Below are 25,467 nucleotides of genomic sequence, written 5' to 3'. Positions count from 1 at the left end.
GCTGTTACAAAGATACCGTCTTGCCTGCTCCGCCAGAGACCGACGAATTGTGAGATTGCTCTTCGTCAGATTGGTACTCCTTCAACATCTCCGCCTGCTGTTCTGGCGTCAGCTTGGCAATACCGAAGCCAGTGAAGCCCCAGATCGTCGCGAAGATGATGCCTGTCCAGCATAGGACCGCCCATGGCAAATAGTCGAGCGTCGCTACGCCTAGCGTGCCAGCCATGTAAGCCCCGGCCGCAGTCCACGGCAGAATCGGTTCGGTTATCGCAGCGGAATCCTCTACGGTACGTCCGAGGTTCTTCGGATGCAAGCCGCGGCGGATATACGCCTCGCGCAGCATTTCCCCTGGCATCAGGATAGAGACTTGGCCGTTGCTCGTTACCCCAATCATCGTCAAGCCGGTGATGATGGTCGCTACAATCAGCGACCCGGTGGAATGAACCAGCTTCAGCAGCTTGTTGACGATTAATTCGAGTGACTTCGTTACAGAAATCGCTCCGGCGAACGATATCGCACAGAAGCAGATGAGCAGTGTTCCCATCATGGAATTCATGCCGCCGCGGTTCAGCAAACGCGGAATATCGGCGATAACCGCGGAAGCATCGAAGCCAGGAAGGGTAACCATTGAGATATTAAATCCGTTCACAACGGATGCCACCACATCGTGCAGCGAAAATCCTTGAAATATCATTCCGTTCGCCATCGCGAACATGGACGAGATGAGCATAACCGGAATCGTCGGCTTTTTCCCTATTGAACCATATAAAATAATGAGCACAGGGACGACGAGCAGCAGATTCCAATCGTATATCGTGTCGAGCGTGCTCATAATCGTGCCGACCTTCTCCGGAATTTCCACACCTTCCGCATTCGTGTTCAGACCGGTAATGACATACACAATTCCTGCAACGAGGAAGGAAGGAAGCGTCGTATAGAGCAAATGACCGATATGCTCATACAGATTCACACCAGTGGACAGCGCAGCAATGTTCGTCGTATCGGATAGCGGAGACAGCTTGTCCCCGAAGTAAGCACCAGCGACGACCGCACCGGCGACAGCGGCCAGATTGGCGTCCATTCCAGCTCCTACTCCCATGAACGCCACGCCAATCGTTCCCGCCGAGCCCCATGAGGTGCCTGTACATACGGACACGACCGAAGTGACCAGGAAGGCTGTCACGAGCAGGAACTGGGGATCGATGATTTTCAAGCCGTAATAAATCATCATCGGGATCGTACCGCCAATCATCCATGCGCCGATCATAAGTCCGACCGTAATCAAAATAAGCATGGCCGGCATCGTCTTGGCAATTTTGTGCGAGATCGAATCCAACACATCATTGTAGCTGTATCCAAGCTTGATTGCGATGATGCCTGCAACCACCGCTGAAATAATAATGAGCGGCTCCGGCGGAAGCTCGAACAACACATACCCTAAGCTAAGCAGAATAACCATCGTGATCACTGGAAGTAAAGCTAAAAATAACGTCGGCTGCCGTTTCAAACTTCCCGTCTGTTGTTTAGCCATGTGAGTACTCCCCCTGGGATGTAATAGATGTTAGAATCTGTCTTGCTTACACTTTGCGAAGCGGATACGTTCGTTTCATACGGTTCAGTGCTTCGGCAAGCAAGGCGCGCGGAGTGGCGACATTCAAGCGGATAAATCCTTCCCCGCCCGGACCGAAGGAAGTACCCCAGCTTACGTTGACCCGGGCCTCTTGCTCGAGCCAGCGCTTCAGTTCCTCTTCCTTAGCGCTTACCGCTGTACAATCCACCCACAGCAGATAAGTTCCTTCTGGCTTGTCGATGCTCAGCTCTGGAAAATGCTCGGCGAAGAACGATCTCGTAAACGCGATATTATCGTCAATGTAACCCCTTACAGAACTGAGCCAGTCGTCACATTCAGTGTAGGCCACCTCCAATGCCGGTACGGCAAAGAAGGTTGGATTGTGAATTCCCGCCTGCTGCAAGCTCATCTTAAAGTGATCTCGCAATCGTTCATTCGGAATGATGATGTTCGCAATTTCAAGACTGGCCAGATTGAACGTCTTCCCCGGAGAGGTGCAGATGATCGAGCGCTGTGCAACCTCCTCCGACAGCTTGGCGATAATCGTATGCTCATGCCCTTCGTGGATGAAGTCAGCGTGAATATCGTCGGACACGATGAGCGCATCGTAGCGGCAGCACAGCTCCGCAATACGCTCCAGTTCTTCACGAGTCCACACCCGCCCGATTGGATTATGGGGAGAACATAACAGCACAAGCTTGACCCCTTCCCGCATCCGCTGTTCCATGTCCTCGAAGTCGATGACATACTTCCCTTGCTCGCGGAGGAGCGGGCTTTCCACCAGCAGGCGCTCATTTAACGTAACCGTTTTCGCAATCGGTTGATATGCAGGCGTATGGATTAAGATCCGGTCGCCCTTCTCTGTGAACTGCTGCACGACGAGAGATACCGCCTGTACGATGCGCGGGCAAAAGACGATCCACTCCTCGGGAACGCTCCAGCCGTAAGCGCTATCAACCCATCGCTGAACGGCCTGATAATATGGCGCGAACGGATCGGTATATCCATAAATGCCGTGCTGTGCCATCTCCGTCATTTTGTCAATTACCGCTTGCGGTGTACGCAAGTCCATATCAGCAACCGACAGGGCAAGCATGTCCTTGCCCATCGTCTCCGCCATTCCATCCCATTTGGCGCAATTCGTGCCGAAGCGACTGACGATTTCATCAAAAATTGCTGGATTCACAGCCATTACCGCCACCTTCCTTTCGTTTCATCTCGTGATGTATTTATTTTAACTTCTGCAAATACCGGTAGACGGTAGGTTCGGAAATGGACAGCGCCTTAGCTACTTGGGACACGCCACCCTTCATCAGGAACACTCCCAGTTCATTCAATTCCTTCACGATATCCATTTTCTCCTTGGAAGACAGACGTTCCGGCGGCACGCTCACTTTCCCCAACACCGACGTAATCATGTCATGAAGCAGGTCATCGACGTTGCCTTGCAAATATTCCGCAGCCGGATTTTCCTCTGGGGCATTCAGCTCCGCAGGCGCAGAGAGAGAGCCTCCGAGAAGTAAATGCTGAATCCATTCCGCCGCCACATCCAGATGAGAGATGTCGATGTTCAAGCACATCAGTCCGACGAGCTCTTCCCCTTCATTTTTAATGAAATAGGTAGAAGAGCGGAACGCTTGGCCATGGGAACCCCGCGCTTTGTAGTTCGTGATGAACTGCTGTTCCCTATAGGCCCCGCCCTTCAACAACTTCAATACAAGGTCGGTGGATCCGTCTCCCACTTTGCGGCCGCTGATGTGGCCGTTCTCTATAAAAATGATGGAATGCTCCGGGTCGCTAATATCATGCACGACCACTTCACATTTCGGACCGATAATCGAAGCGATAAATGAGGCCATAGGGAAGTAAGATTGCAATAGAACCCGATTGGGGTGTGCCGCAAGTTGTTCCATAAGAGCCCTCCTTCTTGTATGTAACCAATTAAAAGATAATGTTTAATAATGACTATATAAGTCGAACTATAAGGGGATACGGCAACTAGATGCATTTCTTATAATAAATTATTATCTTGATAATATATTATTATCTTTATAAAACGTTTTCAATAGTTATTTTTGGAAATTGAGAAAAAAAGAAAAAGCCCCGTAACGGCAGCGGCACATTACGGGACTTCGTAAGACTTGGCATAACTTTATAGGGACACTTTGTATGTTCCATACTTCCTCTTAAAGCTTATTTATCGTCATCCGGTGGCAACATCCGACATGAACAATTGCTCGAGAAAGGTTTTTAATCCCTTTACGGTTCGCCTCCGATAACGACGTATTACAGCTTCACCCGCTGCAGCCGCAGTGCATTCAGCACGACAGATACCGAGCTGAGCGCCATGGCCGTGCCCGCAATCCATGGAGCCAGCAGTCCAAGCGCCGCAATCGGAATGCCGATTGAATTGTAGGCAAGCGCCCAAAATAAGTTCTGACGAATGTTGCTCATCGTCTTGCGGCTCATATAAATCGCATCAGGGATGCTGTTCAGGTCGCCGCGCATCAGCGTCACATCAGCCGCTTCCATTGCGACGTCGGTTCCGGTGCCGATGGCCATCCCGATATCCGCCATCGCCAGCGCCGGCGCGTCGTTGATGCCATCGCCGACCATCGCGACTTTCTTGCCTTGCGCCTGCAGCTTCTTCACTTCCGCCGCTTTGCCTTCCGGCAGCACTTCAGCCAACACATGCTCGATGCCAGCCTGATACGCGATTGCCTGGGCTGTGCGTTCGTTGTCCCCGGTAATCATGATGACTTCGATTCCCATTTGCTTCAGACGTGCAACTGCTGTTGTCGAAGTGTCCTTAATCGTATCGGCGACGGCAACGATGCCCGCGTATTGTCGATCGACCGCAATTAGCATGGCCGTCTTGCCGTCTTGCTCCAGTCGGGACATGCGTTCGAACGCATGCTGCGCTTGTACATCGTATCTGCCCATCAGCTTGCGTGTACCGGCAAGAACTTCTTTGCCTTCCACGACAGCGCGTATCCCGTACCCTGGCATTGCTTCAAATTCATCCGTTGCCGTCAATGCAATCCCTTTGTTCACTATCCCGCTCACGATCGCCTCCGCCAGCGGATGCTCCGAATCTTTCTCGGCAGAACCGACCAAGCGCAGGAACGCAGCTTCATCGATGCCCTCAGCAACAACGTCTGTCAGTTCCGGCTTGCCTTTCGTAATCGTACCGGTCTTATCAAGTATGATTGCTTCAATTTTGTGCGTAGATTCGAGATGCTCTCCGCCCTTGAACAGAATGCCCCACTCGGCAGCGCGGCCCGAACCGGCCATAATTGAAGTCGGCGTAGCCAGGCCGAGAGCACATGGACATGCGATAACCAGTACGGCAATCGCGATTTCAAGCGCACCTGCGAAGTTGCCGGGATCTACCGTGAAATACCATACAAAGAAAGAGATGAGCGCAATACCGACCACAATCGGAACGAAGATGCCGGAAATAACGTCGGCGACCCGCTGAATCGGGGCTTTCGAGCCTTGCGCTTCTTCCACGACTTTGATGATTTGCGCCAAGGCAGTTTCCCTCCCGACCTTGGTCGCGCGAATTTTCAATCTGCCGTTTTTGTTAATCGTCGCGCCGATGACTTGGTCCCCGGCATTTTTATCGACAGGAATACTTTCTCCCGTCAACATCGATTCATCGACAGAAGATGTTCCTTCCAGCACTTCTCCATCCACTGGAATCTTTTCGCCCGGCTTCACCAGCACGACATCCCCGGCAAGGACCTCCTCCACCGGAATGGTCAGCTCCTGTCCGTCGCGGACGACCAGAGCCGTCTTGGCCTGCAATCCCATCAGCTTCTTAATCGCTTCAGAGGTGCGGCCTTTGGCAAGCGATTCGAACAGTTTGCCGAGGATGACAAGAGTAATGAGCACGGCACTAGTCTCGTAATACATTTCCGGACCATGGTGTCCGTTAGCGCCTTGCACAGCCCATTGAATGGTCAGATAGAGGCTGTAGAAGTAAGCCGCCGAAGTCCCCAGCGCAACCAACACGTCCATGTTGGCGCTCTTGTTGCTGAGCGCCTTGTACGCTCCGACATAGAATTGCTTCCCGATATAGAATTGGACCGGTGTGGACAACGCCAGTTGGAACCACGGATTCATGAACAATTCAGGCAGCCATATCCATGACGTGAAGGAAAAGTGGCTGACCATCGACCATAGAAGCGGGAATGATAGAATCGCAGATGCAATCAGCTTGCGCTTCTGGCGCGTCACTTCCTGCTTGCGGTGCTCTGCTGGCTCTCCCTGATCCTGCTTCGGCACTGCCGTATAGCCAAGCTTCTCCACCCGCTGCTGCATATCTTGAACCGACAAGTCCGCCGGATTGTATTCCACACGAGCCGTTTCCATTGCAAAGTTAACTGTGGCTGAAGCAACGCCAGGGATCTTGTTGAGCGTCTTCTCGATTCGGGTTGCGCAAGCCGCACACGTCATACCGCCAAGCTGCAAATCGACCGTATCCTTCACGGTATCATAACCAAGCTTCTGAATCGCTTCTTCCATTCGTCCGGCATCAGTCTTGCCTGGATCATACGTGACCGTCGCCCGTTCCATGGCAAAATTCACATTCGCTTCCGCAACGCCCTCGAGTTTATTTAACCCTTTCTCGATCCGATTTGCGCAAGCTGCACAGGTCATGCCTGCGATTTGTAAAGAGGTTTGCTTTATTCCCTTACCAGTAGCGTCCATAAAATAACACCTCACCTGCTTCTTAGCCTCGCGTTCGTTCTGAAAAGAAAGCCGCCCTTGCGTCGGACGGCTTGTCATTACACGATGTCGTAGCCCTGATCTTCGATTGCTTCTTTAATCGCATCCAGCGTCAGCTGGCTCTCATCATACTCTACCGTTACTTTACCTGCCGCCAAATCCACTTTTCCGCTCGCACCCAATTGCTTCATCGCATTTTCAACAGAGCTTACGCAGTGGCCGCAGTTCATTCCTTCAACGTTCAACGTCACAGTTTGCATCTTATTCAAATCTCCTTTTATATATCATTTCATTGAATTGTTAACCCTCATCGATACGTACAGCGTTCGTTCTTCTAGTGTGCCGCATTCGCACTCTGAGTATCATGCGGCTTGCCGTAACCGCTAGCGACCGAAAGAAGTTCACCTCCTCGTTTTTAGTATACCCCTCTACCCTATATCAGTCAACAGCTTTATACAGTAGGTACCCACCCTATTTTATAATGCATAGAAAATGGGATTCTCTCGAATCCCTGCAACTTTCATTTCATTAATTTGTTCATTGTCGTCAATATTTCATCAATCACTTCGTGATCGCCCTCTTGGATGCGTTCGATTACGCAGCTCTTCATATGATGCTCCAGCAACAGCTTGCCCACCCCGTTCAAGGCCGCTTGAATCGAAGAAATCTGATTCAACACATCGTCGCAATACGTGTCCTTCTCAATCAGTCCTTTGACGCCGCGTATTTGCCCCTCGATTCGGTTGAGACGGGTAATTAAATTCTTCTTCGTCTTCTCAGAGTGGTGGCTCTTGCGATCATTAGAGACTGCACAACAGTCATGTTCTAGATTATTCTCGTCCATACAATCTCCTCCTAGAGGTTGTTCCAAAAGTCCCCTTTTGAACAAGCACATCTCTATATGAATCACAGTGTAGCATAGTCCCCCCACCTATGCAAAACGACTGTTGATTATACATTCATTCATTGTCAGCTTGTATGACCCCGCTTCGCAAGGAACTATCTTCCGAACTCGCCATGGTCATGCAGGCGATGATGCTTCTTATGTAGTTATCTTGCGAACAAAAAAGGTCCTGCATTCCCATTCGGAAATGAAGACCTGATTCCCCTTCATCTCACGTGCCGTTACGCAATTCCTCTCTTGAAGCGACACTTCATCATCCATTTGCGCTCATGACGCTTCTTATAGCGCGGCAGCGCTCGGTAGATGTGAATCGCTTCCTCCCATGCGTTCTTCGCGTCCTCTTGCTTCCCGATCTGCTCGTATAATAATCCTAGACGATAATAGGCTTCGCAGGAAGAAGATTGGATATGCTGGAATGATTGCAGCACTTCTATTGCCTTGTTCTTATCTGACTGCGAATACATCGCGGCCAGCCGCAGGTAAGGCTCACCATATTTGACGCGCGGATTGATTGCCAACGCGGTGCGAATCGCCGCGTCTCCCCTCTCGGGGTCTCCCGTATGAATGTAGCTGGTGCCGAGGTCATCCCAGTATTCAGCCGAATGGTCCATCGACTCCTGCAGCGGCTCCAGCAGGTGGCGGGCTTCACGGTAGTTCTTCCGCTCCATGAGCAAGCGCGCCAGTTCTTGCTTAGCCGAGATGTCATGCGGATTCGTGTGCAACTGTTGCTTCAGCTTCGAAATACGGTTCATCCGTTTCAAAGGCATAATCATGCTCGGTGAAAGACCGATAAACTGCCGGTCAATAATATAGATAAGGAGAAGCAATACGATAACGGCCAAAAACGGATTGCCTAACAGCCACCACAGCATGCTGAACCCAATTATCTTACTCACGGCAACGTTCACATCCCCTTCAAAGATGAACCTATCATACCATATTTTTGCTATTCCTGTGAATTCGGTTGCACATCGCGATCTATCTGGGACGTGACCGCATCGCTTGCCAAAACAGTGCGCATCGTTTGATAATGAAAGGTAAGAATATCGCTATAAAATTTCAACTCAGAAGGAGATACAAGACAGTGACAACACGATCTGAAAAAGAAAAAATGATCTGCGGCGAAATATATTTGGCAGGAGACAAGGAGCTTGTACGTGAGCGTGAGCAGGCAAGACGACTGACACGTCTATATAATCAAACAACGGAAACGGACGCTGAAGAACGCACCCGGCTGCTGCAAACGTTATTCGGAACGGTCGGCGAAGGGGTGTATATTGAACCAACCTTCCGTTGCGATTACGGCTATAACATTTATGTAGGCAAAGGGTTCTATGCGAACTTCGACTGCGTTATGCTGGATGTGTGTGAAATCCGGATCGGAGACAATTGCTTTCTCGCACCGGGGGTCCACATTTATACGGCAACCCACCCGCTTCATCCGCTGGAGCGAATCTCCGGCTATGAATACGGTAAGCCGGTAACGATCGGCGACCGCGTCTGGATCGGCGGACGTTCCGTCATTAACCCGGGCGTGACGATCGGCAATAACGTCGTCGTCGCTTCCGGAGCTGTCGTCACGAAGGATGTGCCGGACAATGTCGTGGTCGGGGGGAACCCGGCGCGCATCATCAAGACGATTGAAGTATAGACATGCGCAGCAGGCATGATGAAAGAGGCTATCCCGCCAGCACAATCCGCTGGTGGGACAGCCCCTTTGTCTATGTACACATCCTGTACATGTTCTACACTTGCAGCAACGTTAGAATAATCGAGGTCAGACCGAAGCACAGGTTAATCAGCAGCAGAAATGCCACAGCCTGCTTCTGATTCAAGCCAATCGCGAGCAAACGGTAATGCGCTTGGGAAGCATCCGCCTTGTACACCGGTTTCCCTTGCAGGAAGCGGCGGATGACAACGAAGACGTTGTCGAAGATCGGTACGCCCAAAGCCAGAATCGGGATGAACAAGGATAATACCGTCGCCTGCTTGAAGGCGCCGTCCAGTGCAATGACCCCAAGAATGAACCCAAGGAACGTCGCGCCTGCATCTCCCATAAATACCTTTGCCGGAGGTTTGTTATAACGCAAGTAGCCAACGGAAACCCCCACCAGAATAATAGCCATCATGGCGGATACGCTCTGTCCTTGCGCCAAGGCGACCGCAAAGAGCGTTCCTCCGGAAATCGCCGTCAGGCCGCCTGCCAGACCGTCCATTCCATCAGAAAAATTAATAACCGTCGTAACGCCGAATATCCACATGACCGTCAAGATGAACTGCATCCATCCAGGCAAACTGACGAATTCGTGCGTGAACGGATTGGTAAATCCTTCAAACTTAATACCGGCACTAAAGACTATAATTGCAGCACACACCTGCACCAACAGCTTGGGCAGCGCGGGGAATTCTTTGCCGTGCGTCTTATACCAGTCATCCACTGTACCGATTATCAGGATGAGCAGACCTCCGCCAAAAATGGCGATCGACTCCACCATGACATTGCGCACAAGCAACACGTAAGCGATGAAAAAACCGATAAAAATGGCAACGCTCGCCGTTAACGGGATCGGTTCCCGATGTATCTTCCGTTCACTATCTTTCCGCGGCTTGTCTACAAAGTCAATGTGGAATGCCATCTTCCGCAGCGGCGGGATAAGGAACATCACGATTAGGGATGAAATCAAAAAAGCCGATAGGTAGAGCATAAATTCCTCCTATATAATGCTTTCTTCGAGTAAAACAACCATACGATTCATTATAAGGATTTTCCCGTCCACGGCAACTAGCACCCGGTTCCTGCACCGATATCGAGCACCGTATCGTGCGCTTGAATCGGCAGCATCGTTATAATTTATTCAGCGGGAAGCATCTTTCTTCGTTCTGGAGAATCCAGCCTCCCCATCAGGCTCGGGTCAAATCGGCGTTCCGACATTCAAAATCCTCCTCGTATGCTTAAGTAAATCTCTCTCGAAGCCTTTCGAAGATGAGCAACCGATTTTCGTGTTTTTTCCATTCTACCATAATTCGCAATCGCCTCACCATGATGCTTCGGCAGCACACGGCTTGCATCGATAAGCGTGCACAGCGTACAGCTTAACGAACCCTCTTCGCTTCAGGATACGGGCCGCCTTCCTTACTTCTTTAGAACGGGACCCAAGAATGACGACGGAATCAAGCGTCGACAGTTCCTTCCTCCATACAAAAGGCAACCTGCCCACATAAATCGATGTCGAGCCCTCTATATGGCATTCTATATAGTCTACAGGATCCCGAATGTCGATGAGCTTGATAGTTGGATCCATCTGTATGAATTGGCACAAGGCAGCCGGTGTTACATAGGTTAGACCGGCGACCGGCCACATTTGCCAAATTTGATAACACAGAAACAGAATAATGAGCACCGCCAGCTCTATCCACCAATTCACGTCATTTCCTCCTCCATGAATCCTCTGCAATCATATACCCTACCAGGTATAAAAATCATATTAGCTATCATTATTAAAGTCAACCTTTCTTCAGTCCAAAATACAGGATTCGCAGCAGCCTGCAAAAATAGATTATAGATGTACCATATGCTATCATCAGAGTAGAAATTCGATGTTGAGAAGAAAGGTGTGAATCGTTGAATGCAATATCGCAAACTCGGCAAAACCGGATTGAAAGTATCCGTCATCGGCGTCGGAACGTGGCAGTTCGGCGGTGAATGGGGTCATGATTACACGCAGCAGGAAGTAGACCGAATTTTACATAAAGCAAAAGAAACAGGCATCAACCTGATCGATACGGCGGAATGCTACGGGGATCATCTGTCCGAATCGTTTATCGGCAATTTTCTGCAGCGGAACCAGCGGGAAGATTGGGTCGTCGCCACAAAGTTCGGGCACAAGTTCCACTCCCATCTCAAGCGGACGACCCAGTACGGTGCAGCAGAGGTGCTGCAACAGTTGGAGGATTCCTTGCGCGCATTGCGGACAGACTATATTGACCTATATCAATTCCACTCCGGAGACGATCAAGCATTCGACAATGACAGCTTGTGGACGATGCTGGATAAGCAGATACAGGCCGGCAAGATCCGCCATATCGGCTTGTCATTGAACAAGAGCAACAGCATGCATCAGACTTCCACTGCCAGCAAGGTCGGCGCCAGCGCGATTCAAGTCGTCTACAACCGCCTCGATCGTGAACCGGAAGCAGACGTCTTCCCTTCCTGCATCGAGCAGAACTTAGGCGTACTGGCGCGCGTTCCGCTCGCGAGCGGCTATTTGAGCGGCAAATACAGACCTGGAGCGGAATTCGCGGCGAACGATGTGCGCCATAACCACGATCGCGCCGCAGTCGATGAGAAGCTGAAGCAGGTCGAAGAAATTCAACGCACGGAAGTGCCAAAGGATGTCAACATGGCTGAATGGGCGCTTGCTTGGTGTCTGCGACACGAAGCGGTCACTTGCGTCATTCCCGGCTGCAAAAATGAAGCTCAGGTCGAAAGCAATGCTCGCGCTGCCCTTCATGCTCCAACTGACCATCCGCAGATTTGGAAAAATTGATACCGAAGAGTTCAGGACACGCCTGTGAAGCACGAGGTGTGTCTTTTTTTTGAATAAATAGCAGTATGTAATTTAATTCACAGAATAATCCCGCCATTTATAGTAACTTAAATATTGTTCATATGTTTATATTATTTACTTACTTTTTTAAAGTAGTAATGCTATACTAGTGTTACCAAATATCCCGATGAATTCGAGGAGGAAAACGAAATGATGAATGATTTCTTGACCGTCATCAAGGAAAGACGTTCTGCCAACAAATTTTTGCCAAATATCGAAATATCCGCTGAGGAGCTTGATGATATTTTCTCGCTCGTCAAATTCGCGCCATCCGCGTTCAACCTTCAGCATACGCACTATGTAACTGTCACGGATAAAACGCTAATGGACCAGATCTATGAAGCTGCCAATAAACAGTATAAGGTCAAAACCGCCTCAGCTGTCATTATCGTGTTGGGTGATACGGAAGCCCATCTGAAAGCGGGAGAATTGAACGAAGGACTGCTTCATCTCGGCGTCATGAGCAAACAAGAGTACGATATGACAGTGGAGGGCACGATACAATTTTATGAAGAACGGGGAGACACATTTAAGAGAGAGGACGCCATTCGCAACGCTAGCTTGTCCGCAATGCAATTCATGCTCGTTGCCAAAGCGAAGGGCTGGGATACTTGCCCAATGATCGGATTTGATCCCGATCAAGTACAGTCCATCCTTAATATCCCTGACAAATACATACCGGCCATGTTGATTGCGATCGGCAAAGAAGACACCTCCAGCCAGCGTCCGCGCGGTTACCGCAAACCGATCCGTGAATTCGTTACACATCAATCTTTTTAATCTTTTCGCGGCCACAGCAGCCCTACTTTATCGATACCGCAACCACTCTAAGCAGGGTGTCTCCGCCGTCATGCAAATGACATGGCATAGAGGCACCCTTTTCCTTTACTTGCTCAACTCCTGCACCGCGATGCGCGGTGTCTCTGGAATGATTGGAGTCGTCAGGAACGAACGTAGGACCTGAAGTCTACGGGAGGTTGAACCCATACAGTGATTATGCAAAAAGTATAACCGGTCGAAAGCAGCCCCGTCGCCTTCCTTTACCCTGCACAGTATTACACGGATTCCGCCTTACACAAATATTGTAATCATTCAACACTTAGGATATGGTTAGCATTAATATGATTTATGTGAAAGAAAGGAGATATAGTTATGAAGAAAATTTTAAATAAGTTATAACATATCTGCAAAACGCATCATTTCCATTATCATTCTCGAGCACCTCCTGAATCGCGCTCAATTCCATTTTCAAGAGTGTTCAAAAAATAATATTCGGAGGTCGTTGCAAAATGAGAACTGAAAAAGAAATGATGGATTTAATACTAACCACCGCCAAAGAAGATAAGCGAATCCGCGCTGTCATTATGAACGGATCGCGGACCAATCCAAATGTTAAGAAAGACTGTTTTCAAGATTATGATATTGTATATGTCGTCGAAGCCATCGAATCATTTACATCGGATCATAGCTGGGTTAATCGGTTTGGCGACAGAATGATCATGCAAATGCCCGAGGATATTTCTCTTATTCCAGCGGAAGAGAATGGATGTTTCCCTTATCTTATGCAGTTCACAGACGGCAATCGGATAGACCTTACTCTAGTGCCTATAGAGATGTCGGATGAACTCGTAGGGCGTGACAGCTTGAGTATCCTCCTTCTGGATAAAGATCAAATAATCGAACCGTTTCCTCAGGCGAGTGATGAAGACTACCTTATAAGGCAACCGACTGCGAAGCTATTCTCGGATTGCTGCAATGAGTTTTGGTGGTGCAGCGCAAATGTCGCAAAAGGGCTGTGGCGAGAAGAGCTGCCATATGCAAAAGCGATGCTTGAAGATCCTGTGAGAAGCATGCTCAACAGCATGCTTGAATGGCATATTGGCATAGCCACAAATTTCACTGTGAGCGCAGGTAAGTTCGGCAAATACTTCGAAAAATATCTTGAGGATCATCTCTGGAATGAGTTGGTAAATACTTATTCTGACGCTGATTACGAGAATATATGGCAATCGCTTTTTGCGATGTGCAACTTGTTCAGAAGCGTCGCTATAAAAGTCGCAGACCATTTTGGTTATCAATATCCTCATTGTGACGACGAAAGAGTTACCGCACATATTCATCATGTTAAATCCTTGCCTAGAGACGCTGCCGAGATGTACTGAATTAGATGGGCATAACCCCCATCGTGAGTTCTGCCGCTAAGAGGGAACTGTGCCATTTGGACTGCATGAAATCCAACGGGGGATGAGTATTAACTCTAATAAAGAGTGCAAGAACCATTAAGCCGCAGCTTAATGGTTCTTTTTATAACCGCTTTACTTCTGTTTCTCTGCTGGCTGTTGGTCTGAAAACGAGGACGGCACATCTCAGTACCTCAGCCGCGTCGAGCCTAGCGCATAAGCTGCCTCGGGATATCGATTCGCACCATGGAGAGCGCTTCATTGCTAACTCTGGCTCTCCTTTGTAAATTTTACTAGACAGGGAAAAAACACCCCTTCTTATCAGACATTGAGGTTAGCTCAATAGCAGTGATTAGAAAGGGTGCCGTTACAGCATGATACCGTATTCAGTTACTTGAATTTTTTGCAGCCGATCCATATGAATGATTCATGCCACTGTTCGTTATTTACTGTAAAGTTCGCTTTCGTCTCTTGCTGTTCTTTGTCCTTGATAGAGCAAATGGAGAGCATATTGCCCCGGATTCAAAAGACTCGAACAACGCTGCCATGTCCTCCATTCTCTAGCTGTTCCCGACGTATTATACCTTTTTCATATCTGGCGGCTTCTTTTTTTTTATGATTTCAAGCATTACAGCTTGCCCGCCATGTTATTAGATGCATTAGAGATGAAAAAGGTTTGTTTTTTTTAGAATTTTTTAAGCGAATGTTCGCAAGAGTAACGTTCCAGCATTGGCGCCCCATTTGTCTCAGGCCTCCATTGAATATGGTGCAATGGAAACAACATATATCCCGTCGGCAAGCAATCATTAATCATTGCCCTTGCTTGGCAAGCGTTCGCTTGGCCTTGGCTACGATTCTTCTCGTCTCTTTCGTGTCCGATGCCCGCAGCCAATCATCACATACTTGCAGGACCCAGTCCGGCTTCGCCTTGCTCGCATCGTTCAGCCAATTGCCTACTGAATCTTGAACATACTTGGCCGGGTCGGAGTTGACACATTCTAATAGCGGCAGCGCCAATTCCGGTTCGAGCTTTAACTGTTCGATATGCTTGCACCAGACTCCCCTCGGCCTTGTCGATTCAATAACAAATCTTCGGACATTGGCATCCGGATCCGTCACCCAGCTCCGATAGAGGGAGATCGCTGCCGGAAGATCACGAATAATCGATTCGCGGACGGCCATCCAACCGATTTCTCTTACACCGAAGTGCTTATCGGCTGCAAATGGCTTCATCTGCACCAGCTTCTCCTCTAAGGAAAGCTCTTCGTTCAAGCCGATCATATAAGTTGCCCAGCAACGTACGCTATCGGACCGATGAGCGGACAGAAAATTAATAGCAGCAGTGAAATCCTGAGGATTGTGCTCCTGCAGTTCCACTCGTATTGCTTCGGCAATGAACGGGATGATCTTCATCGTGGTATTCTGTTTCAGTTGGTTAATCTTCAGCTCTAACGGCTGCACTAACTTATGAAGCCCAACTTCAGGCAGGACATGCCGCAGCAGAATCACATGATCGACAGCCAACCATTCCGTCAAATTGACGCTTTCAAGCGCACCCTGATGCAATAACTCAAGCACCTCTTCCGGGATATCCGCAGCCGTGCTTGCCCCCTTACGGGCCAGCACCTTGTCCGAAACATGCCATGACTGATGCTGTTGCTCCATACCTAAGCCCCTCCTTATCCATATTGTCACAGCCATTCCGGCCAAAAGACAAACATATGTTCTCAATTAATTCCAGTATACACCATATCTTGTCCGTTATACAACAGATTGTTCGACCAAATTCATCATCTCCTTATAAACATATTGGTTATTGGAACTATCAGATTACTGCTAAACTGCCAGCCGCAGGACTCACCCATACGTGACCGAAGGCTCAATCTGCTTTTAATAGTTGTTACTTATTGTAAATACCATCGCTGTTCAGTACAATGTGATACACAGCAAGAGCATTATAACGCACGACAGCAGTAAGCCAGGCGAGGAAGGGAGGTACTATTCGGGGAACTATGCGGCTCCCGCATTCGCTGCTGTTCATCATTTCTCACAGAGCAATCCCCCTCTCATCCCGGCAAGCGCCATTACAGGGAGAGAACACACATCCCCATGCAGCAGGCGTATACTCCATGACAATGAATATGGATACAAAGGAGTGTATCATTGGCATGAAAATGAATACGAAAATAATTATGATCTCCACAATCTGCTCCATGGCACTGGCAATTTCCTTGTTCTCGACTTCTATATTTGCGGAGCCGGCAGTTGCACCATCATCCGAGAAATCCGATCCGTCGCCCAACCCCAAAATTGTAATCGCTTCCTTCACGCAACGCGACCTGAATCTGTTAAGCCGGGATACGACAGGCATACCGCTTAACGGCGATTCCTATAACGGCGGCGTCGCAGCCATCGGTCAGAATGCCTTCGCCGTGGCGGCTAGCCCGAAATCGACGCCCATCATGGCAGCGGCACGTTACGGACAAGGCCGGGTTGTCACGGTCGGAAGCGAATCGTATTTCAAATTGAGCGAACCCGCTCAATCGAACAGCAAAGCGACGATTGCGCGCAATATTCTATTGTGGGCGACAGAAGATTTGGCGACGTGTTATGAGGACGCACTTGCCGGCAAAGAACGCATCGCCATCCTCACGAAGACAGAAGACTTCAAGGCGCGTTCCGATCTGCCAGTCGATATTACGCTTATCGATAGTTGGCAAGCGGCCGATAAGAGCGGCAAGCCAATGCTCAATCCTAGCAAGTTCCCTGTCGCCTTCATCGACTATAAGTTCGTCAGTAAAGACGAAGTGCCGGCGCTGCTTGATTACATACACAAAGGAGGGAGGCTGGTCGTCGCGCTCAAAGGATGGGTATTGGAGCAATTCCCTTATGTATCCTTGGGCACCAATCAGTCTTCGGCATCCCTCGGAACGGATTATCCGCTTCAGCAGCTGCTCAACTCGGTCGGCTTGAGCTTGATGAACAATCAGGCAACGACGTGGGACGGTACGGCGCCGTTTCTGAATGTCAATCAAGCGGCCACCTACGAAATCGGGAATTTGATGACCGAAGCCAAATCAGTGGAAGCCGGCAGCAAAACCATCGATGAAGCTCAAATCGGCTTCCCAGGCTCGAATGCTGAGCAGAAAACGGCCATATTAACTTCTGCGTTAAGCTCAACACTTGGCGCCCTTACTCCGTCCAGTTCGATTTATAATCAAGTCCAATCCGATTCCGATCAATTAACCCATGTGGCGCTCCCGGTCGATCCGAAAAAGAAGCCTTATAGCGCTTCCCTGCTTCCGGTCGTTATGGACCGCATTTACCAGAATCCGTCCGGAACGAAGTCGCCGTTCGCCGACGCCTTCCCGGGCAAGGTGCCCGCTGAAGCCCCTATCATCAACGACAAAGTTGTCGAAGTCGATTTCAATTACTCCACTTATGATTACCTGCGCCAAGGAACCGTTCCGAAAAATTGGGTCAGCACCGGATTGTACGCGGAAGCGGGCAAGACGATTACCATCACTGTGCCAGAGGGAACGGCCGACCTGGATGTGCAGATCGGCGCTCATACCGATAATCTGAGCGGCCTGCCGATCGACAAGTGGTCACGCGCACCGCTCGTGACGACACGGATGACGTTGAAGCCGGGCGCCAATACGGTAACGAGCCCATACGGCGGATTGGTCTATTTGATTCCGACGAAGCCGTATTCAGGCAAGAAGGCTGCGGTTCATCTGAGCGGAGCCGTCAATGCTCCGTACTATGTGATGGGAACGACTGACAAGGAGGTATGGAAGAACTCCGTACGCAACTATGCGGCACCTTGGGCAGAGCTGCAATCAACACGCGTCATTATCACCGTTCCATCCGAATTGGTGCGCAATCTGGATAACCCGGATGAGTTCCTGAAATTATGGGATGTCATGCTCGATCAGTACGATAAACTGGTGGGCGTCGCGCCGAACAAGCCAGAGCCGCACCGCAGTATTACACTTCCGTACCGTTATGTCGGTGATACCCAGATTAGCGCCGGCTTCATGCATGCCGGTTATCCGATCATGTTCTTCAACGATCCGTCGGCTATCGATGCGGTCACCGTGAACGGCATCAAGACGCTCGACGGCTGGGGCTGGTGGCATGAGACAGGCCACGAATACCAGCAGTACGCTTGGACGTGGGGCGCGGTCGGCGAGGCGACGGTCAATATATACTCCCTGTTCATTCAAGATCATTTTGGCAACCATTCCCGTCTTCTCACCAAGAAGACTGCAGACGGCAAAACATATTATGACGTCGCCTTCGAATATTTGAACAGCAACCATCCGAATAAAAACTTCAACGACGACGAGCAGAACGACGTCTGGACGCGTCTGATCATGTTCCGCCAGCTGCAGCTCGCTTACGGCTGGAATCTGTATACGAAGCTGCACTCTTCTGTCCGCGACATGCCGCAAGGGCAGCTGCCGCAGAACGATCAGGCTCGAATCGATCTGTTCGTGGTGAAGACATCGGAGTTAAGCGGCAACAATCTGCTTGAGTTTTTTGATAGATGGGGCTTGAAATATTCGGATGCGGCTAAAGCCAAGGTGCTCAACTTGAAGCTGCCGAAGCCGGCGACCGCTATTTGGATGTTGAAGGACAGTACGGTTCCGTACGAAGGAGGACAGGATTAGCAGGAGCTTCACCTGCTGCTGAGGCTGGCCACAACCGCGTTTAAAAGCAGGGCTTCGTTTCTAAAGTCGGCATGTTCCGTTCGTCCAGTCGCATCGCATGTTCAGACTGACGGTGATTCGCTTCTGCCGCCTCTTTGCTTCATTCTCCCCTTCCATCAGGAGGACGCACGATCCATGCTCCACGCCTTTCGCTTGAAAAAGAAGGGGGAACCGTCATTCTCGCTTTATCGCTGTGCTGGCGGATCGCCTCAAGATCGGTCATAATGATGGATATACAGAATGTTGATCAACCTTACATGGGAGGGCGGATACGATGATTCGAGCAGTTCTGTTTGACTTTGACGGGACGTTGGCGGATACGCTGCCGCTATCTTTGCATGCGTTTACATCGGTATTCAAACGATACGATAACCGTATCGTCACGAACAAAGAGATTGTCGCCATGTTCGGACCTACAGAGGAAGGCATCCTCACAGCCAACCTTCGGCATGCCGGATTGTTGCCGCAGGCAATCGAAGAATACTTCGAGCTGTACCGCAACTGGCATCCAAGCTTCGTGCGCTCGTCGGCTGACATTCGCAGCTTGCTGCAAGCCTTGAAAGAGAGAGGCATAGCGGTCGGCGTCGTAACCGGCAAAGGCCGTAGAGCCTACGATATTTCAGTCGGAATGCTCGGTCTGGCCTCATTCATTGACGTGGCCATTACGGGAGACGACGTGAAGCGATCGAAGCCTGATCCGGAAGGAATTGCAGCAGCGCTTCACGCCCTGCAAGCAGTTCCCGCTGAAGCCGTATGGATCGGGGATAGCGAAGCTGACATTGCCGCGGGTATTGCTGCCGGAGTCTATACCGCAGGAGCAAAGTGGTTCGACACCGTGCAGTCCGATCATTTCGCAACGGCACCAAATGCAATTTTCACGCGAACAAAGGAACTGTTGGATCTAATCGACTGCCACGATACGGGGAGTACGAACGACCTCAAGTGGCTTCAATGGGCAAAGCGGCTGCAAGCGCTGGCCCAAACCGGACTCACTTACACGAAGGATGTATATGACCGGGAACGGTATGAGGAACTGCGGGAAATGAGCGTAGACATGATGGCCAACTATTCCAAAGTGGACAAGGAACAGATCGAGCTCGCTTTTGCGGCCGAGGATGGTTATGCGACACCTAAGGTCGATGTTCGCGGCGTAGTATTCAAAGACAATCGAATTTTGCTCGTCCGGGAAAAAGCCGACGGCGCATGGTCATTGCCCGGTGGATGGGCGGATATCGGATACTCACCTGCAGAAATAGCAGTAAAGGAAATTAATGAGGAGTCAGGCTATGAGGCGGAAGCGGTCAGACTGCTGGCTGTCATGGATAAGCGGCTTCACCATCATCCTCCCGAGCCGTACCATGTGTATAAGCTGTTCATTCAATGCAGGGTTGTTGGCGGAGAAGCGTTAAGCGGCGTAGAAACGAGCGCCGTCCGTTTCTTTCGCGAAGATGAGCTTCCCGAGCTTTCTGTCGAGCGTAATACGGAACGGCAAATTCGGACGATGTTCGAATTTTTGAAGCAGCCTGACAAACCGGTCATTCTCGATTAATTCATTCGGGTGTGCTATTATAAACTTCGTTATTTCAGCAAAGAACGGAGTTGCATAAGTTTGGCACAGTTATACTTTCGATATGGAGCGATGAACAGCGGAAAATCCATCGAAATCTTAAAGGTCGCACACAACTATCAGGAGCAGAACAAGTCTGTCCTTATCTTCACTTCTGCGGTGGATGACCGGGACGAAGTCGGCTATGTGTCTTCCCGCATCGGATTAAGACGTGAGGCGATACCGATTCATCCGCATACAGATGTATTCGAGATTGTGCGCCGCCATACCGGGTCGATTTCTTGCGTGCTTGTGGATGAGGTGCAGTTCCTGAAAAAGGAGCAGATTATGCAGCTCACCTCCATCGTGGATGAGCTCAATATTCCGGTAATGGGGTTCGGACTTAAAAATGATTTCCGCAACGAATTGTTCGAAGGAAGCCGATATATGCTGCTGTATGCAGACAAGCTGGAGGAAATGAAGACGATCTGCTGGTTCTGCGAGCGGAAAGCGACGATGAACCTGCGGGTAGACGGCAACGGAAATCCTATATATACGGGCGATCAAATTGTGATTGGCGGCAACGACCGCTACTATCCGGTATGCCGGAAGTGTCATAAGAATCCGCCGCTATAACGACAAGACAAAGGTGCTCAGCTTATCCGAAAGTAAAATCGGGGCCAAGCACCTTTGTCGTATTTACAGATTACGTTCCCCATTACTCCATGTTCTTCAAGTACAAACCCAACAGATATGTGCATTCATCGATATCATCGTTCAGTCTATTCTTTACTTCCTCCTTCACCCCAACGTCATCTTTAACAGATTCCCTTATGTTTTCGAGTATGCTCCGCACGGAACTGGCGGCATTGTCATCGCGTCTGTCGCTGGAATGACCAGTATCTCTATTTTAGCTAGAATAAATAACGCAGTATCATCATTGAAATGATGCCTACCGCCACCGTCCCCATCAGACTTCGGGTCAGGATGGCAATGAGTACCGTTGGCAATGCGGCCCATAATCGAATGTAGCCCGAATCGGCCGACGTCAACAGCAATTCCTGAGACAGCAATGCAGCCATAATCGCGATCGGAATATAATGAAGCCAGCGCATCGCCCATTCAGGCAGCTTCATCTTGCTTAACACCACAAGTGGAAATACTCGCGGTATCATCGTCACGACCGCGCCTCCTACTATAATGAGCATGATCTCCCATCTTACTTCCACTTCTCTATCACCATCCCTATCGCAGCCGCTAGCATCGTCGCGGCAATGACATCAATTCCAGACGGCAGCACCGTGTTCAAGGCAATGGTCAGCAGCACGGCACAAGCCACCACCGTCAGATCGGTTCGCCGTCCAGGGCGATCCGCCATTTGCAGAGCGAGAAGACCAATGAACATAGCCGGCAAGGCATAATCGAGGCCGAACGCTTCTGGCTGGCCGATCCATTGCCCGAAAATTCCGCCGGCTACATTAGCGAGCAGCCAATTCAAATAGGCCGTTATATTTAAGCCGAGCATCCATCCGTTATCGGCATAACCTACTCGCGAGAGCCGATTCGTCGCAACTGCAAACGTCTCATCGGTCAACAGAAAGCCGTGAATCGTATTCTTCCAAGCAGGCAAATGCCGAAAATAAGGTGCCAGCGCTGCGCTCAGCAGCAAATAACGCAAATTGGCGATAAATATGGTTGCGATAATGGACGTTATCGGGGCCCCCACCGCAAACATGCCCACCGCGATAAATTGCGCAGAACCAGCATAAAGCACCACGGACATGAGCGCAATTTCCGCAATGCTCAATCCCGCCGTCCGTTCCACGACACCGGCAGCAAAGCCGATGCTTAAATATCCGAGCACCGTCGGCAGGCAGTCTTTCACGCCTAGCCAAAAAAGGCGCTCCTGTGTCGCCGCATTCTCCTTCATCCCCAAGCCCCTTCTTCTTAGATGTTATTACTCTAACGACTATGATTTGTCCAAAAAAAATGGCTCAATCTGCATTATTCCGCATTGAACCGAAGTCCTGTAACGACATGTACCAGATCAGGCTTCGTGCGCCAGAGCCGATCCAATCGTTCCGGACCGTATTCTCTTGTCACCTCTTCGACCATGATGTCGTGACGTATGTACTCAGTGGCGACCAGTACCAAGGCAGGATCACGTGTCTTGACCGCCCAAGCCGGAGCGTGATCGGAGAAGCTGGAGATGAGAACTTCCTCCCCGTCGCGCGATACGATCGTCAAATGTCCTCCCATCCGTTGTTCCACAACATCGGGAGTCATGTAATTATGATGATAGGTATTGCCAAGTACGATCTCCGGGGCGCCGAATACAATCGAGAACACGCTCACCCCTGCCTGAACGCGCTGCTGAATGGCCGATTGAATCGGTGGAACTTGCGGTTCCCATACCGAAAGCCACAACTCCTCCTTCGCGCTCTCGATCATGTCAATCATCTCGTCAATCACGCGCTGATCGCTGCGGACATGCCAGATGACATCCACTTCACGCTCGCTTTCCATACCTGATAGCGCATGCTCCAAATAATCGAATGACTGTTCATACGACTTGCGCAAACGATTCATTAATTCCGCAGCAGGCACCGGCGCATACTTCACCGGTTCGGACGGCACCGTATAGATCGCCCCTTTATCCAACAGCTTGCCGAGCACTTCATAGATCATTGACCTTGGCACGCCAGATCGCTTGCTTATCTCGTATCCGGTAATTGGAGAGGTCTTCAAGAGGCCGACATAGGCCTTAGCTTCATATTGAGAGAATCCCAGCTTATGCAGTTCCGCAACAATCTCATCCATAAATGGCACGCTTCCTTTAGTAGTTATAGTAATACTTACTATAATCAAATATTTTTATTTGTCAAACCATTCACATGAATGTATACGAACATTAAAATAGCTGTCGAGAAATTCTCGACAGCTAGAGCTAGATTAGCGATCTCAACAATCTTTTTTGTGGCCTTTACCGCGATCTTTGTCATGATCTTTGCAGCGGTCTTTGTCGTGGTCTTTGTCGTGGTCTTTGTCTTTGCAGCGGTCTTTGTCATGGTCTTTGTCGTGGTCTTTGCAATCATCGTCGTCTTTATGTCCCCATGGCAATGGAACTTGCTGCTTTTGCAGTACTTTTACAGTTACGTGCATAACGATTTTTTCACGCAATTTGCGGAACGTCTTCTCTTTGCGAGGCAGATCATCATCGAAGTCGAAGTCTTCGCCCATATCGAGCTCATGGAATCTGACTTTGACCAGTTCGCAGAAGGGCTGTTCGTTAAAGAATACTTCGTGGCTGAACAATGTTTTTTCAAGTTGAGGAGACATTTCGTCTTGACCCAAGAACTCGAACTCTTCTACTTTTTCGGAAGAAAGCTCTGGCTTCACTTTACCGAATCTGATTTCTGTGACGCATTGGAAAGGCACGTGTGCTGTCGTATGAAGAATTCTTCCGCAAACGGCGGAGTTCGTTGGGGATGTGTCGGCTGTAGCATATTCAATATTTTTGCGGATAAACCCTCTGAGGTACAATTTTGCTTTCGTTACCCATTTACCATGGAAATCGACTGGAACCAATTTGCACTGCTCCAAAAATACTTTCTTCTTGATTCGTTTAATTTCCAACGCAGGTTCATCTAAACTAATCAGAGCCTCAACATTTACTTGTACTTCACGCTCTGCTAATACTAACGGAACTTTAATTGTTGGCCAATGTGGATCGTGTTTCTCGTTCTCGCATTCACCCAGTGTCGTTGACTCGACAACGCGGCAATCCCCATCATGACAAGACATTTCTTCATCCTCCTCGTGATAACTGCTCAATCTTGTTGTGCAATACTATACTATTTACGGAGAGGAAGAATTGCTTCGGCGCTTGTCTTGGAGAATCTGCCCCTTTTCATCCATTTTTACTTACGCCAAGGGATAAGCTGCTTCCGGAACCACCACACCCGACCCGATACGTGAATCATCCCTTCAGACACTCGGGCGTCAGCTTGATCCGGCTCCAACACGACTTTTACATGCCAATCGCCAGCCTCCGCCCGAATGCTTGCATGATATGGAGGGAGTTCATCGCAGTGCTCTGGAGTTGAAAGCCGTGTCTCGGATAGAGGACGAAGCACCGTACTGGAAAAGGGTATATATGTCATTTGATGCCGCAAAGCAGGACTATTATGTGTTGTCCCTATAGCGGTTATCCTGATGTGGCCCGTAACCCAAAGGAATGCAGACTCAGCCTCGTCGATACGGACGTCCTGAATCATAAGCTTCGTCTCATAGCGCACATCTGTCCATTCATGCTCCCATCGCACTTGAACGAGTTGGTCCCAGCCAACGTCCCAAATAGCTTCCAATGAGGATACTTCCGTGAAGGAGGCCTCCTGATCTTCATTGCGGAATAAAATGCAGGCTTGGGTCACAATCGGCTCCATTTTACTATCCTGACCGTGCTCTTCCATACTAGTTGACTGCTTAGGCTGTGGAGTATCCCCCTCTTCCAGCGGCTCTGTATCTGAATGCATAGGAATTGGCTCGTCAATCGAGATGTTCTGCTCGGGCACCGGCTGTGCTTCCATTGCTGTCGAAGGCGCTTGCGCAATCGGTTCCTCAACCGTCGGCATTGCCTTCTCGATCGATTCCGTTCCTGCGGGCGGATCAATGCGGTGGAAGAACAACTCTGGAGCGGCAGTCGTTTGCTTGGCGGGACGCTTCTCATATGCATAGTAGATTCTCTTGCGCCGCCGAGTAGGCCGCTTCGCTGGAGATTTCCGCTTCGTATAACGCTTCGGCGGTTCAATGGAGACAGCTTTGAGACGGATATGCTGTGGAGTACGTATCGCAGCACTGGAGGAAATCTTCTTCTTCCTGCGCGTTGCCAGTTGGCCTAACCGCTTATGTTGTTGGAGTGACAACTTCCATACAATTCGTTGCGCAGAGTGATGTGGTCTCCGGTGGGAACCTCTATGTTTGCGGGCACGCATCACTGTTTGGACCGTGACAGACCGGTAGCAGCCCAGCTTATAACATTGCAGAACGGCCAGATTCTGATTAATCCAGGGGCCAAGCAGTTTACGAACACGTCTATTCCTTACGATGATTCTCTTCATGATTAGCGGCACCTCGCCAATGTTCCTTCCAACCCTTTTACATATGCTAAGCTACAATACTAAAGTATGTCATCGCCTGTAGACGAGTGTT

General features: G+C 49.7%; 22 protein-coding genes. 7 read left to right on the top strand and 15 right to left on the bottom strand.

What is annotated here, in order from left to right; all coding sequences use genetic code 11:
- Positions 1-4: 4 nt before the first annotated feature.
- From nhaC to M3650_RS25965, 7 genes are all read right to left on the bottom strand, one after another.
- Positions 5-1,531 carry a Na+/H+ antiporter NhaC gene (nhaC, locus tag M3650_RS25995; protein WP_251578953.1) on the bottom strand — a complete coding sequence of 509 codons (1,527 nt, stop codon included), beginning with the start codon at positions 1,529-1,531 and terminating at the stop codon, positions 5-7.
- Positions 1,532-1,577: 46 nt separating this feature from the next.
- The gene (locus tag M3650_RS25990; RefSeq protein WP_251578951.1) at positions 1,578-2,762 is read right to left on the bottom strand and encodes a MalY/PatB family protein; all 1,185 of its coding nucleotides are present in this window, start codon (positions 2,760-2,762) and stop codon (positions 1,578-1,580) included.
- A gap of 37 nt (positions 2,763-2,799) precedes the next feature.
- Entirely contained in the window at positions 2,800-3,483 is a 684-nt protein-coding gene (locus M3650_RS25985; protein ID WP_251578949.1) for a helix-turn-helix transcriptional regulator, read from the bottom strand.
- A gap of 373 nt (positions 3,484-3,856) precedes the next feature.
- Complete coding sequence (locus tag M3650_RS25980; RefSeq protein WP_251578947.1) at positions 3,857-6,286, bottom strand: heavy metal translocating P-type ATPase; 2,430 nt, start codon at positions 6,284-6,286, stop codon at positions 3,857-3,859.
- Between the two features lie 77 nt (positions 6,287-6,363).
- Entirely contained in the window at positions 6,364-6,564 is a 201-nt protein-coding gene (locus M3650_RS25975) for a copper ion binding protein (RefSeq protein ID WP_019423494.1), read from the bottom strand.
- Positions 6,565-6,824: 260 nt separating this feature from the next.
- Complete coding sequence (locus M3650_RS25970) at positions 6,825-7,148, bottom strand: metal-sensitive transcriptional regulator (protein WP_019423493.1); 324 nt, start codon at positions 7,146-7,148, stop codon at positions 6,825-6,827.
- Positions 7,149-7,429: 281 nt separating this feature from the next.
- Positions 7,430-8,104 carry a tetratricopeptide repeat protein gene (locus M3650_RS25965; RefSeq protein WP_251578945.1) on the bottom strand — a complete coding sequence of 225 codons (675 nt, stop codon included), beginning with the start codon at positions 8,102-8,104 and terminating at the stop codon, positions 7,430-7,432.
- 188 nt (positions 8,105-8,292) lie between these two features.
- On the opposite strand from M3650_RS25965, the gene M3650_RS25960 reads away from it, so the two are divergent.
- Complete coding sequence (locus M3650_RS25960; RefSeq protein ID WP_311295136.1) at positions 8,293-8,859, top strand: maltose acetyltransferase domain-containing protein; 567 nt, start codon at positions 8,293-8,295, stop codon at positions 8,857-8,859.
- A gap of 94 nt (positions 8,860-8,953) precedes the next feature.
- On the opposite strand, the gene M3650_RS25955 is transcribed toward M3650_RS25960, so the two are convergent.
- Positions 8,954-9,913: an MraY family glycosyltransferase gene (locus tag M3650_RS25955; protein ID WP_251578943.1), complete on the bottom strand. Its 960-nt coding sequence runs from the start codon at positions 9,911-9,913 to the stop codon at positions 8,954-8,956.
- Between the two features lie 330 nt (positions 9,914-10,243).
- Positions 10,244-10,633: a rhodanese-like domain-containing protein gene (locus tag M3650_RS25950; protein WP_019423489.1), complete on the bottom strand. Its 390-nt coding sequence runs from the start codon at positions 10,631-10,633 to the stop codon at positions 10,244-10,246.
- A gap of 201 nt (positions 10,634-10,834) precedes the next feature.
- On the opposite strand from M3650_RS25950, the gene M3650_RS25945 reads away from it, so the two are divergent.
- From M3650_RS25945 to M3650_RS25935, 3 genes are all read left to right on the top strand, one after another.
- Positions 10,835-11,755 carry an aldo/keto reductase gene (locus M3650_RS25945; protein WP_251578941.1) on the top strand — a complete coding sequence of 307 codons (921 nt, stop codon included), beginning with the start codon at positions 10,835-10,837 and terminating at the stop codon, positions 11,753-11,755.
- A gap of 213 nt (positions 11,756-11,968) precedes the next feature.
- Entirely contained in the window at positions 11,969-12,595 is a 627-nt protein-coding gene (locus tag M3650_RS25940) for a nitroreductase family protein (RefSeq protein WP_251579008.1), read from the top strand.
- 509 nt (positions 12,596-13,104) lie between these two features.
- Positions 13,105-13,977 (top strand): aminoglycoside 6-adenylyltransferase, encoded by an 873-nt coding sequence (locus tag M3650_RS25935; protein WP_251578939.1) that lies wholly within the window; start codon positions 13,105-13,107, stop codon positions 13,975-13,977.
- Positions 13,978-14,805: 828 nt separating this feature from the next.
- Here M3650_RS25935 and M3650_RS25930 read toward each other — a convergent pair.
- Positions 14,806-15,660, bottom strand: coding sequence for a DNA alkylation repair protein (locus tag M3650_RS25930; RefSeq protein WP_251578937.1), 855 nt, complete (start codon positions 15,658-15,660; stop codon positions 14,806-14,808).
- A gap of 548 nt (positions 15,661-16,208) precedes the next feature.
- On the opposite strand from M3650_RS25930, the gene M3650_RS25925 reads away from it, so the two are divergent.
- The 3 genes from M3650_RS25925 to M3650_RS25910 all read left to right on the top strand — a co-directional run bounded on the left by M3650_RS25925 (position 16,209) and on the right by M3650_RS25910 (position 20,892).
- On the top strand, positions 16,209-18,671 hold the full coding sequence (locus M3650_RS25925; protein WP_251578935.1) for a M60 family metallopeptidase: 2,463 nt from the start codon (positions 16,209-16,211) through the stop codon (positions 18,669-18,671).
- Positions 18,672-18,984: 313 nt separating this feature from the next.
- Positions 18,985-20,259 (top strand): NUDIX hydrolase N-terminal domain-containing protein, encoded by a 1,275-nt coding sequence (locus M3650_RS32355; RefSeq protein ID WP_311295135.1) that lies wholly within the window; start codon positions 18,985-18,987, stop codon positions 20,257-20,259.
- A gap of 60 nt (positions 20,260-20,319) precedes the next feature.
- The gene (locus M3650_RS25910) at positions 20,320-20,892 is read left to right on the top strand and encodes a thymidine kinase (protein ID WP_019423477.1); all 573 of its coding nucleotides are present in this window, start codon (positions 20,320-20,322) and stop codon (positions 20,890-20,892) included.
- Positions 20,893-21,170: 278 nt separating this feature from the next.
- Here the strand turns inward: M3650_RS25910 and M3650_RS25905 are convergent, their stop codons facing one another.
- The 5 genes from M3650_RS25905 to M3650_RS25885 all read right to left on the bottom strand — a co-directional run bounded on the left by M3650_RS25905 (position 21,171) and on the right by M3650_RS25885 (position 25,376).
- Entirely contained in the window at positions 21,171-21,485 is a 315-nt protein-coding gene (locus M3650_RS25905) for an AzlD domain-containing protein (RefSeq protein WP_026011265.1), read from the bottom strand.
- Positions 21,476-22,186, bottom strand: a complete 711-nt coding sequence (locus M3650_RS25900; protein WP_019423475.1) for an AzlC family ABC transporter permease — start codon at positions 22,184-22,186, stop codon at positions 21,476-21,478. Before M3650_RS25900 ends, M3650_RS25905 begins: the two co-directional genes overlap by 10 nt.
- A 74-nt stretch (positions 22,187-22,260) precedes the next feature.
- Positions 22,261-23,076, bottom strand: a complete 816-nt coding sequence (locus tag M3650_RS25895; RefSeq protein WP_251578934.1) for a TrmB family transcriptional regulator — start codon at positions 23,074-23,076, stop codon at positions 22,261-22,263.
- A gap of 141 nt (positions 23,077-23,217) precedes the next feature.
- Positions 23,218-24,060, bottom strand: a complete 843-nt coding sequence (locus M3650_RS25890) for a CsxC family protein (RefSeq protein ID WP_251578933.1) — start codon at positions 24,058-24,060, stop codon at positions 23,218-23,220.
- Positions 24,061-24,176: 116 nt separating this feature from the next.
- On the bottom strand, positions 24,177-25,376 hold the full coding sequence (locus M3650_RS25885; protein WP_251578932.1) for a hypothetical protein: 1,200 nt from the start codon (positions 25,374-25,376) through the stop codon (positions 24,177-24,179).
- Positions 25,377-25,467 lie beyond the last annotated feature (91 nt).

It is taken from the genome of Paenibacillus sp. MER TA 81-3 (assembly GCF_023713585.1).
Classification (GTDB): domain Bacteria; phylum Bacillota; class Bacilli; order Paenibacillales; family Paenibacillaceae; genus Paenibacillus_B; species Paenibacillus_B profundus.
Note: the sequence above shows the minus strand (reverse complement) of the source record. Positions and strands in the feature narration are given on the sequence as shown.

Bases quoted from the DNA above. Each gene is read 5' to 3' on its own strand.
- M3650_RS25930 (WP_251578937.1), bottom strand. From the start codon at position 15,660: ATGGAGCAACAGCATCAGTCATGGCATGTTTCGGACAAGGTGCTGGCC.
- M3650_RS25885 (WP_251578932.1), bottom strand. From the start codon at position 25,376: ATGAAGAGAATCATCGTAAGGAATAGACGTGTTCGTAAACTGCTTGGC.
- nhaC (WP_251578953.1), bottom strand. From the start codon at position 1,531: ATGGCTAAACAACAGACGGGAAGTTTGAAACGGCAGCCGACGTTATTT.
- M3650_RS25935 (WP_251578939.1), top strand. From the start codon at position 13,105: ATGAGAACTGAAAAAGAAATGATGGATTTAATACTAACCACCGCCAAA.
- M3650_RS25900 (WP_019423475.1), bottom strand. From the start codon at position 22,186: ATGAAGGAGAATGCGGCGACACAGGAGCGCCTTTTTTGGCTAGGCGTG.
- M3650_RS25890 (WP_251578933.1), bottom strand. From the start codon at position 24,060: ATGTCTTGTCATGATGGGGATTGCCGCGTTGTCGAGTCAACGACACTG.
- M3650_RS25940 (WP_251579008.1), top strand. From the start codon at position 11,969: ATGAATGATTTCTTGACCGTCATCAAGGAAAGACGTTCTGCCAACAAA.
- M3650_RS25980 (WP_251578947.1), bottom strand. From the start codon at position 6,286: ATGGACGCTACTGGTAAGGGAATAAAGCAAACCTCTTTACAAATCGCA.
- M3650_RS25925 (WP_251578935.1), top strand. From the start codon at position 16,209: ATGGCACTGGCAATTTCCTTGTTCTCGACTTCTATATTTGCGGAGCCG.
- M3650_RS25975 (WP_019423494.1), bottom strand. From the start codon at position 6,564: ATGCAAACTGTGACGTTGAACGTTGAAGGAATGAACTGCGGCCACTGC.
- M3650_RS25895 (WP_251578934.1), bottom strand. From the start codon at position 23,076: ATGGATGAGATTGTTGCGGAACTGCATAAGCTGGGATTCTCTCAATAT.
- M3650_RS25945 (WP_251578941.1), top strand. From the start codon at position 10,835: ATGCAATATCGCAAACTCGGCAAAACCGGATTGAAAGTATCCGTCATC.
- M3650_RS25985 (WP_251578949.1), bottom strand. From the start codon at position 3,483: ATGGAACAACTTGCGGCACACCCCAATCGGGTTCTATTGCAATCTTAC.
- M3650_RS25955 (WP_251578943.1), bottom strand. From the start codon at position 9,913: ATGCTCTACCTATCGGCTTTTTTGATTTCATCCCTAATCGTGATGTTC.
- M3650_RS32355 (WP_311295135.1), top strand. From the start codon at position 18,985: ATGATTCGAGCAGTTCTGTTTGACTTTGACGGGACGTTGGCGGATACG.
- M3650_RS25990 (WP_251578951.1), bottom strand. From the start codon at position 2,762: ATGGCTGTGAATCCAGCAATTTTTGATGAAATCGTCAGTCGCTTCGGC.
- M3650_RS25970 (WP_019423493.1), bottom strand. From the start codon at position 7,148: ATGGACGAGAATAATCTAGAACATGACTGTTGTGCAGTCTCTAATGAT.